The organism is Stenotrophomonas maltophilia group sp. Smal17 (assembly GCF_030237045.1).
Taxonomy (GTDB): Bacteria; Pseudomonadota; Gammaproteobacteria; order Xanthomonadales; family Xanthomonadaceae; genus Stenotrophomonas; species Stenotrophomonas forensis.
In genome coordinates, this window is sequence record NZ_JASJSU010000055.1 from 1 (window position 1) to 9,857 (window position 9,857).

At 67.6% G+C, this 9,857-nt stretch carries 10 protein-coding genes; 5 read left to right on the forward strand and 5 right to left on the reverse strand.

The features are described from left to right. Positions 1-52: 52 nt before the first annotated feature. The gene (locus tag QRO93_RS14275) at positions 53-1,474 is read right to left on the reverse strand and encodes an MFS transporter (RefSeq protein ID WP_180879648.1); all 1,422 of its coding nucleotides are present in this window, start codon (positions 1,472-1,474) and stop codon (positions 53-55) included. A gap of 29 nt (positions 1,475-1,503) precedes the next feature. Between QRO93_RS14275 and soxR the strand changes: the two genes are divergently transcribed. Continuing rightward, positions 1,504-1,938, forward strand: a complete 435-nt coding sequence (soxR, locus tag QRO93_RS14280) for a redox-sensitive transcriptional activator SoxR (protein ID WP_008267329.1) — start codon at positions 1,504-1,506, stop codon at positions 1,936-1,938. Between the two features lie 82 nt (positions 1,939-2,020). Here the strand turns inward: soxR and QRO93_RS14285 are convergent, their stop codons facing one another. Next, the gene (locus QRO93_RS14285; protein ID WP_053508573.1) at positions 2,021-2,623 is read right to left on the reverse strand and encodes a short chain dehydrogenase; all 603 of its coding nucleotides are present in this window, start codon (positions 2,621-2,623) and stop codon (positions 2,021-2,023) included. A gap of 100 nt (positions 2,624-2,723) precedes the next feature. On the opposite strand from QRO93_RS14285, the gene QRO93_RS14290 reads away from it, so the two are divergent. Further along, complete coding sequence (locus tag QRO93_RS14290) at positions 2,724-3,602, forward strand: LysR family transcriptional regulator (RefSeq protein WP_053448994.1); 879 nt, start codon at positions 2,724-2,726, stop codon at positions 3,600-3,602. A 36-nt stretch (positions 3,603-3,638) separates the two neighbouring features. Here the strand turns inward: QRO93_RS14290 and proC are convergent, their stop codons facing one another. Then, positions 3,639-4,460, reverse strand: a complete 822-nt coding sequence (proC, locus tag QRO93_RS14295; protein ID WP_053448995.1) for a pyrroline-5-carboxylate reductase — start codon at positions 4,458-4,460, stop codon at positions 3,639-3,641. An 18-nt stretch (positions 4,461-4,478) separates the two neighbouring features. Continuing rightward, entirely contained in the window at positions 4,479-5,156 is a 678-nt protein-coding gene (locus QRO93_RS14300; protein ID WP_164240483.1) for a YggS family pyridoxal phosphate-dependent enzyme, read from the reverse strand. An 87-nt stretch (positions 5,157-5,243) separates the two neighbouring features. Here QRO93_RS14300 and QRO93_RS14305 point away from each other — a divergent pair, with 87 nt between their 5' ends. The 3 genes from QRO93_RS14305 (at position 5,244) to QRO93_RS14315 (ending at position 8,736) form a co-directional block, all read left to right on the forward strand. Beyond that, the gene (locus QRO93_RS14305; protein WP_006422551.1) at positions 5,244-6,281 is read left to right on the forward strand and encodes a type IV pilus twitching motility protein PilT; all 1,038 of its coding nucleotides are present in this window, start codon (positions 5,244-5,246) and stop codon (positions 6,279-6,281) included. A 78-nt stretch (positions 6,282-6,359) separates the two neighbouring features. Beyond that, positions 6,360-7,523, forward strand: a complete 1,164-nt coding sequence (locus tag QRO93_RS14310; protein WP_049434422.1) for a PilT/PilU family type 4a pilus ATPase — start codon at positions 6,360-6,362, stop codon at positions 7,521-7,523. 229 nt (positions 7,524-7,752) lie between these two features. Continuing rightward, positions 7,753-8,736, forward strand: a complete 984-nt coding sequence (locus QRO93_RS14315) for an aldo/keto reductase (RefSeq protein WP_180879646.1) — start codon at positions 7,753-7,755, stop codon at positions 8,734-8,736. A gap of 75 nt (positions 8,737-8,811) precedes the next feature. Here QRO93_RS14315 and QRO93_RS14320 read toward each other — a convergent pair whose 3' ends face one another. Further along, the gene (locus tag QRO93_RS14320; RefSeq protein ID WP_180879644.1) at positions 8,812-9,711 is read right to left on the reverse strand and encodes a LysR family transcriptional regulator; all 900 of its coding nucleotides are present in this window, start codon (positions 9,709-9,711) and stop codon (positions 8,812-8,814) included. Positions 9,712-9,857 lie beyond the last annotated feature (146 nt).

Genomic DNA, 9,857 nt, shown 5'->3' on the forward strand with positions numbered 1-9,857 from the left:
GTGTGCGTGGAGGTTGCCGGCCAGCGGCCGGCACTACCGGAATCCCGGTGGCCTACACCCGCCGTGCGATCACCGTCGCCAGCACCGCCAAGCCGCAGGTGGTCGCCAGGCACAGGACATAACCGGTGTGCGGCGCGGTTTCCACGAACAGGGCGAACAGCGCACCGGACACCGCCAGCGCGGTGGTCACCGACAACGCCTCGCTCAGTTGCAGGGCCGAGGTGTTGGCGCCCTGCTCATGCGGCGCCGACAGCGAAAGCGTCAGCACCGACAGGCTGGCGTAGATCATGCCCATCCCGAAGCCGGTCAGGGCCCAGCCGACCAGCGCCACCGGCAGTGGCACGGGGTTGAACAGCACCGCCAGGGTGGCGACGATGCCGACCGTCATCATCGCCGTGCCCACGCGCAGCAGCTGCTGGCGTGACCAGCCGCGCTGCTGGTGGCCCTGCAGCCATGAGCCGGCGAACCAGCCCAGCGCGCCGAGGCTGAGCACCGCGCCGGCCCAGCTGGGCGAGAGCCCGCGTTCGCGCTGCAGCAGCAACGGCAGATAGGCCTCGCAGGCGAAGAAGGCCGCAGCGGCGATGCCACGCAGTGCGATCACACTGGGCAGGCCACGGCGCAGCACCAGCGTTCCGGTCGGAAGCAGGCGGTGCACGCAGAACAGCAGCGCCAGCATCGCCGCGCCGATGCAGAGCAGCGCCGGCAGGCCCTGCTGCTGGCCGCCGAAATACAACAGCAGCGCAGCCAGCGAGGCCCCGCTGGCCCAACGCACCACGTTGCCACGTCCATCGTCGCGGTCGCCGACTGCGGTGGACTGCATGCGCGCCAGTGCCGGGCGCAGCAGCAGGGCGGCAGGAACCGCCAGCAGCGGCACCGCCAGGAACACCCAGCGCCAGCCCAGATGCTGCACGATCAGGCCGCTCAACGCCGGGCCGATCATCGACGGCACCACCCAGCCTGCGGAGAAGGCCGCAAACACCTTCGGCCGCAGGTGCTCGGGGTAGCTGCGGCCGACCATCACATACAGCGAAACCGAGATCGCGCCTGCACCCAGCCCCTGCAGCAGGCGCCCGGCAACCAGCATGCCCATGCGCATCGCGAAACCGGCCAGCAGCAGGCCCAGTACGAAGCAGGCCAGGCCGTACAACAGCGGTCGCGCCGGTCCGTGGCGATCGGCCCAGCGCCCGGCCAGGGTCATGCCGATCACACTGGTGGCCAGGGTGCCGCCAAACGCCAGCGCATACAGGCGCAGGCCATCGAGCGCTTCGGCCACGGTGGGCATCGCGGCAGCCACGGCCAGCGCCTCGAAGGCGTGCAGCGCGACCAGCGCGACCATGCCGATGGTGGTGGCGCGGTAGCGGGCGGACAGGATCGAAGTATCGGCCGGCACAGGGGTATCGGCAGGGGAGAGCATGGTAGTCATACAGATGGGCTGCGGGCCGCGCTTGTCAACCGGCGGCGAAGATAGCAGCATGACACCTCAACCGTAGTTGAGGTCAAGTGATGGCGTCCCAGGAACTGAGCGTTGGTGAAGTCTCCCAGCGCAGTGGCGTAGCGGTTTCCGCGCTGCACTTCTACGAGCGCAAGGGGCTGATCAGCAGCCTGCGCACCTCCGGCAACCAGCGCCGCTACAGCCGTGACGTGCTGCGCCGGCTGGCGGTGATCCGCGTGGCACAGCGCGTGGGCATGCCACTGGAAGCGGTGGGCCGTGCCTTCGAGAGCCTGCCCGAGGGGCGTGCGCCGACCAAGGCCGACTGGGCCAAGCTGTCGGCGCGCTGGCGCACCGAGCTGGAAGCGCGCATCCACATGCTGCAGCTGCTGCGCGACGAACTGACCGGCTGCATCGGCTGCGGCTGCCTGTCGCTGAAGCGCTGCCGCCTGGCCAACCCGGAAGACATCCTCGGCGAACGCGGCGACGGCCCGATGCGCTGGGAATGAAGAAAAAGGGGACGGAGGGGATTAAGTCGCTATTGCCCCTTATGTGCGGGAAACGACTTAATCCCCTCCGTCCCCTTTTTCTTTACCAGACGGTGAGGGTCTCACCGCTCTGGATGCCTTCGACCGCGCGCTGGAAGGCCAGTGCCGCGCGTTGTGCGCTCACCGCTTCGAAGCCGGGGAAGTAGGGGCCGTAGGCCGCCATCGATTCAATCAGTACGTTCGGGCTGACCACGTTGATGCGCAGGCCGCGCGGCAGCAGCTCCAGCGCCGCTGCGCGCACGAAGCCTTCCAGCGCGGCGTTCACCGAGGTCGCGTTGGCACCGTCGCGGATCGGCTGTGCGCTGACGATGCCGCTGGTCAGGGTGATCGAACCACCGGCGTTCAGGTGGTGCTGCGCGGCCAGGGCGAGCCGCACCTGGCCCAGCAGCTTGTCCTGCAGGCCGATGTTGAACTGCTCGGGTGTCATCTCCTGCAGCGGGCCGAAGTACAGCTTGCCGGCGGTGGAGATCACCGCATCGACCGGGCCGGTGCGGGCGAACAGTTCGGCGACGCTGGCGTCGTCGGTCAGGTCGACCCGCAGTTCGCCGCTGTGGCGGCCGGCGGCGAGGATCTGGTGCTGCTGGCCGAGCTGGCGGGCGACCGCCTGGCCGAGGGTGCCGCTGGCACCGACGAGGAGGATCTTCATGGCCGTTCCTTGCGAGAGGGGGAATGAGTGAAGTCTGCGCGCTCATGGCATGGTTAGGTAAGTGGCGTATGCTTCGCAGATTCCTAATCTGAGGTTAGTAATGGATACGCTTCGCTGCATGCAGGCCTTCGTCGCCGTGGCCGAGCGCGGCAGCTTTGCCGGCGCCGCTGAACAATTGCAGGTGTCGGCGGTGATGGTCGGCAAGTACATCCAGCAGCTGGAGGCGCACCTGGGCACTGCGCTGCTGCAACGGAACACCCGCCGCCAGCGCCTGACCGAAGCCGGCAGCGCCTACCTGGCCGGGTGCCGGCAGGTGCTGGAACAGGTGCAGCAGGCCGAAGCCGATGTGGCGGGCCTGCAGGTGCAGCCACGTGGCCTGCTGCGGGTCAGCGCGCCGAGCACCTGGGGCAGCTGCGTGCTGGCGCCACGGCTGGCTGCCCTGCTGCGTGCGCAGCCACAATTGAACATCGAGCTGGACCTGAGCAACCGCCGCGTGGACCTGATCGAGGATGGATTCGATGTGGCGATCCGGGTCGGGCCGCTACCGTCGCAGGAGGTGGTGGCACGGCCGTTGCCGCCGTATGCAATGAGCCTGTGCGCCGCGCCGTCGTACCTGCGCCGGCGTGGCACGCCACGCACGCCGGCGGATCTGCAAGGGCATGACTGCCTGAGCCACCTGGCCTGGCGTGGCGGCCATGGCTGGCAGCTGGCCAACGGCGAACAGGTGGACTGGGAAGCGCGGTTGACCTGCAACGATGGCGTTGCACTGCGCGAAGCCGCCGTGGCCGGTGCGGGGCTGGTGCTGCAGCCGACGGCACTGCTGGCGGGTGAAATCGCGGCCGGGCGATTGAAGCCGCTGCTGCGCGACTACCTGCCCGAACCGCGGCCGATGCACCTGATCTATCTGCCTGACCGCAGGCCGCGCCCACGGTTGCAGTGCTTCGTCGATTTCGTCATGGCCACATTGGGGCAATCATGACGGTGGGTGCCGACCGTTGGTCGGCACACATCGAGATCAATCATTCGCCGCAGACAGTTCCTGCCCGCGCACCTGCGCGGCGCGCAGCGCCTTGTCCACCAGCGCCTCGAACCCCCCAGCCTGGAAGCTCTCGATCGCCGCCTGGGTGGTGCCGTTCGGCGAAGTCACGCGGCGGCGCAGTTCGGCCGGGCTTTCGCCGGCTTCATCCAGCATGCGCGATGCCCCCAGCAGGGTCTGTACCACCAGCGCACGCGCGGCATCGGCCGGCAGGCCTTGCGCGATGCCGGCCGCTTCCATCGCTTCGGCCAGCAGGAACACATAGGCCGGCCCGCTGCCTGAAACGGCGGTGACCGAATCCATCAGCGTTTCGCTGTCGATCCACACCGTGCGCCCGGCACTGGCCAGTACCTGTTCCGCGCGCGCGTGCTGCTGCGCATCCACCGACGGCGTCGCGTACAGGCCGGTCACGCCGGCACCGAGCAGGGCCGGCGTGTTGGGCATCGCACGCACGACTGCCAGATCGCCGCCCAGCCAGCGCTCCAGCTGCGCGCTGGTGATGCCTGCAGCGATCGACACCACCAGCGGGCGGTGTGCCTGTGCCAGTGCCTGCAGCGACTGGCACACATCGCGCAGCACCTGCGGCTTCACCGCCAGCAGCCAGGTGCGGCCCTGCGCGGCGGCATCGGCGGCGTTGTCATGCACCTGCACGCCGAAGTCGGCGGCCAGCGCCTGGCGCAGTGCGGCCACCGGTTCGGCCACGTGGATGTGCGCGGCGGGCACGCCCTGGCGGATCAGGCCGGCAATCAGGCTGCGGGCCATGTTGCCGCCGCCGATGAAGGTGATGGAATCAGCTGCCATGGAAGTCTCCTTGGAAAGTCAGGCCGGGCGCGGACGCGCGCCGAACAGGGCGGTACCGATGCGCACCAGGGTGGCGCCCTCGGCGATGGCGTCGGCGTAATCGCCGCTCATGCCCATCGACAGGGTGTCGACCTGCGCGTGCTGGGCCGCCAGCGACTGGAAAAGTGTGCGCATGCGCACGAATGCATCCCGACGGCGCTCCGCTTCGGGCCACGGTGCGGGAATCGCCATCAGGCCGCGCAGGCGCAGCCCGGGTTCGGCGGCAATCGCCGCAGCCAGTGCATCGACCTCTTCCGGCGCGCAGCCGTGCTTGCTGGATTCATCGTCGATGTTGACCTGGATCAGCACGTTCAGCGGCCCTCGCGCTGCAGGGCGATGGCGGGCCAGCGCGGTCACCAGCTTGCGCCGGTCCACGCTCTGCACCCAGTCGAAATGGCTGGCCACGGCATCGGCCTTGTTCGACTGCAGGTGGCCGATCAGGTGCCATTCCAGCGCCAGGTGTTGCAGCGCCTGCATCTTGGCCAGCGCTTCCTGCACGTAGTTCTCGCCGAAGGCATGCTGGCCCTGCGCGGCCAGCGCAGCCACGGCCTCGGCCGGCTGGGTCTTGGACACCGCCAGCAGGCGTGGGTCGGGCCTGCCAGCGGCCTCGGCGGCCGCATGCAGGTTGCTCAGGATCTGGGGCAGGGGAGTGGCCACGTAACGCGTTCCGTTGAATCAGGAGGCTATACTGCCGCCCGGGGAAAGATCCTTCCAGTCGAAGCCGTTATTGGGGAGTAGCCGCTCATGGATATCGCCGAGCTGTTGGCGTTTTCCGTAAAGAACAAAGCGTCCGACCTGCACCTGTCCGCAGGCCTGCCGCCGATGATCCGCGTGGACGGCGACGTGCGCCGGATCAACATCCCAGCCCTGGACCACAAGCAGGTCCACGCGCTGGTGTACGACATCATGTCCGACAAGCAGCGCCGCGATTACGAGGAATTCCTCGAAGTGGACTTCTCCTTCGAGATTCCGTCGCTGGCGCGCTTCCGTGTGAATGCGTTCAACCAGAACCGCGGCGCCGGTGCGGTGTTCCGTACCATTCCGTCCGAAGTGCTGACCCTGGAAGACCTGGCCTGCCCGCCGCTGTTCCGCGAGGTGATCCAGCAGCCGCAGGGCCTGATCCTGGTGACCGGCCCGACCGGCTCGGGCAAGTCGACCACGCTGGCGGCGATGATCGACTACATCAACAAGAACGAATACGGCCACATCCTCACCGTCGAGGATCCGATCGAATTCGTGCACACCTCGCAGAAGTGCCTGATCAACCAGCGCGAAGTGCACCGCGACACGCATGGCTTCAACGAAGCGCTGCGCTCGGCGCTGCGTGAGGACCCGGACATCATCCTGGTCGGCGAACTGCGCGACCTGGAAACCATCCGCCTGGCGCTGACCGCGGCGGAAACCGGCCACCTGGTGTTCGGCACCCTGCATACCAGTTCGGCGGCCAAGACCATCGACCGCATCATCGACGTGTTCCCGGCCGGCGAAAAGCCGATGGTGCGCTCGATGCTGTCCGAGTCGCTGCGTGCGGTGATCTCGCAGGCGCTGCTGAAGAAGGTGGGCGGCGGTCGTACCGCAGCCTGGGAAATCATGGTCGGCACCCCGGCCATCCGCAACCTGATCCGCGAGGACAAGGTCGCGCAGATGTACTCGGCCATCCAGACTGGCCAGCAGTACGGCATGATGACCCTGGACCAGCACCTGCAGGACCTGGTCAAGCGCAGCCTGATCACCCGCAACCAGGCCCGCGACTACGCCAAGGACAAGCGCCTGTTCGAGTAAGGCGAGGCAGCAACGGGGCGGCGTGCGCCACGGCGCCGCCGTTCCGTGCCGTTTCCTCCATCGACCGTTTCCTGGTACATGCCCCATTGGGAGCCCGCCGTGAACACCACCGCGACCACCATCGATTTCACTTCGTTCCTCAAGCTGATGGCGCACCAGCGCGCCTCGGACCTGTTCATCACCGCCGGCATGCCGCCGGCGATGAAGGTCAACGGCAAGATCTCGCCGATCACCCAGACCCCGCTCACGCCGCAGCAGAGCCGCGACCTGGTGCTCAACGTGATGACCCCGGCGCAGCGCGAGGAATTCGAGAAGACCCACGAATGCAACTTCGCCATCGGCCTGTCCGGTGTCGGCCGCTTCCGCGTCAGCTGCTTCTACCAGCGCAACCAGGTCGGCATGGTGCTGCGCCGCATCGAGACGCGCATTCCGACTGTGGAAGAGCTGAGCCTGCCGCCGATCATCAAGACGCTGGCGATGACCAAGCGCGGCATCATCCTGTTCGTCGGCGCTACCGGTACCGGTAAATCGACCTCGCTGGCAGCGATGATCGGTTACCGCAACCAGAACTCGACCGGCCACATCATCACCATCGAAGACCCGATCGAATTCGTGCACAAGCACGAGGGCTGCATCATCACCCAGCGCGAGGTCGGCATCGATACCGACAGCTGGGAAGCGGCGCTGAAGAACACCCTGCGCCAGGCGCCGGACGTGATCATGATCGGCGAGGTGCGTACCCGCGAAGGCATGGACCACGCCATCGCGTTTGCCGAAACCGGCCACCTGGTGCTGTGCACCCTGCATGCCAACAACGCCAACCAGGCGATGGACCGCATCGTCAACTTCTTCCCGGAAGACCGCCGCAACCAGTTGCTGATGGACCTGTCGCTGAACCTCAAGGGCGTGGTCGCGCAGCAGCTGATTCCTTCGCCCGATGGCCGCTCGCGCAAGGTGGCGATGGAGATCCTGCTGGGCACGCCGCTGGTGCAGGACTACATCCGCGACGGCGAGATCCACAAGCTGAAGGAAGTGATGAAGGATTCGGTCCAGCTGGGCATGAAGACCTTCGACCAGAGCCTGTTCGAGCTGTACCAGGCCGGCGAGATCAGCTACGAGGACGCACTGCGCTACGCCGATTCGCAGAACGAAGTGCGCCTGCGCATCAAGCTCAGCCAGGGCGGCGACGCGCGCACCCTGTCGCAGGGGCTGGATGGCGTGGAGATCTCCGAGATCCGGTGACCCAACGATCTGTAGAGTCGAGCTTGCTCGACTACAGGAACAGTCGAGCAAGCTCGACTCTACGAGCGCAGTCGAGCAAGCTCGACTCTACGAGCGCAGTCGAGCAAGCTCGACTCTACCGGGCGCGCTGGCGATTGATGAATTCCAGTCATGACCGACTGCCATCCCGTCGGTTCAATCCTGCGCCCGTGCAGGCGTATCGTCAGCGCTCCCCCTATGGAGCACGACGATGCAGACACGTGAACTCGGCCGCAGCGGCCTGAAGGTTTCCGCCCTGGGCCTGGGTTGCATGGGCCTGAGCCATGGCTATGGCCAGCCGGTCGAGCGCAGCCAGGGCATCGCCCTGCTGCAGGCCGCCGTTGAACGTGGCGTGACCTTCTTCGACACCGCCGAGGTGTACGGCCCGTACACCAATGAAGATCTGCTCGGGGAGGCGTTGGCGCCGTACCGCGACAGGCTGGTGATCGCCACCAAGTTCGGCTTCAAGGATGCGCGTGTCGATACCGGCCTGGACAGCCGCCCGGAGAACATCCGTGCGGTGGCCGAGGCCAGCCTCAAGCGCCTGCGTACCGACCATATCGATCTGTTCTACCAGCACCGCGTCGATCCGAACGTGCCGATCGAGGATGTGGCGGGCACCGTGCGTGACCTGATCGCCGAAGGCAAGGTCGGCCACTTCGGCCTGTCCGAGGCCAGTGCCGCCACCGTGCGCCGCGCGCATGCGGTGCAGCCGGTCACTGCCGTGCAGAGCGAGTACTCGCTGTGGTGGCGTGAACCGGAACGCGAACTGCTGCCTACCCTGCAGGAACTGGGCATTGGCTTCGTGCCATTCAGCCCGCTGGGCCGTGGCTTCCTGACCGGCGCGATCAACGCCGAGACCACTTTCGATGCCAACGACTTCCGCAACACCGTGCCGCGTTTCGAGGTGGAAGCACGCCGGGCCAACCAGGCGCTGGTCGATCGCATCAGCACGATTGCCGCGGCACGGGGCGCCACACCGGCGCAGGTGGCGCTGGCCTGGCTGCTGGCGCAGGCGCCGTGGATCGTGCCGATTCCGGGCACCACCAAGGTTCACCGCCTGGACGAGAACCAGGGGGCGGCCGCACTGCAGCTGGCGCCGGAGGAGCTGCAGCGCATCGCACAGGCGCTGGACGAAGTGTCGATCGTCGGCGAGCGCTACAACGCGCAGCGCGCCGCGCAGGCCAAGGGCTGATCACCAGGTGGGTGCGGGCCGTTGGTGGTGGGTGCGGACGGTTGGTGGTGGGTGCGGACCGTTGGTCCGCACTCCTCAATACCCCATCGGCCCGCGCAATGCATCAAGCACCGTGCGCATCGCCACGGTGACGTGGCGGCGCGACGGGTAATACGCGTAGTAGCCATCGAAATGCGGGCACCAGTCGTCCAGCACGGATTGCAGGCGACCATCGTCCAGCATCGGCTGCACCTGGTCTTCCGGCAGCCAGGCCAGGCCGCTGCCGGCCAGCGCGGCGGCGCGGGTCATGCCCATGGTGTTGAAGGTCCATTGCCCGCCAACGCGCACGCTCAGCTCGGTGCCGTCCTGGCCGAAGTCCCACGGCATCAGCCCGCCATGCGTGGGCAGGCGCAGGGTCACGCAGTTGTGCCCGGCCAGGTCGTGCGGATGCCGTGGTACCACGTGCTGGCGGAAGTAGGCGGGCGCACCGACCACGCGCATGCGCAGCGGCGGGCTGATCGGCACCGCGACCATGTCGCGGGCCAGGCGCTCACCCAGGCGGATGCCGATGTCGTAGCGCTCGGCAACGATGTCGGCCAGCCCGTAGTCGGCGGCCAGTTCCACCTTCAGCTCCGGATACTGCTGCAGCAACGGTGCCAGCCGCGGCCAGGCGATGTACTCGGCGGCATGGCCGGTGGCATTGATGCGGATGGTGCCGGCCGGGCGTTCGCGGTACTCGGCCAGTGCGGCCAGCCCGTCCTCGATCTCGGCCAGGCGCGGGGCGAGCGTTTCCAGCAGGCGGGCGCCGGCCTCGGTGGTGGACACGCTGCGGGTGGTGCGGGTCAGCAGGCGCACACCCAGGCGCTGTTCCAGGCCGCGCATGGCATGACTGAGGGCGGACTGGGAGACGCCGAGCTGGGCGGCGGCCTTGGTGAAGCTGCCCGCGCGGGCGACGTGGACGAAGGCCTGCAGGTCGTTGAGGTTTTCACGGGACATGAGGGGATGATACGGCCGGGCTGCGCCCGGCACCTGCCGAAACAACGGCAACGTCAACTTCAAAATCGGGCTTCCTGCGGGAGGCGGGGTGGCTCAGGTTGCGGGGGACGGCGCAAGTACGTCCATGTAGCCTCGGTCGCGCCATC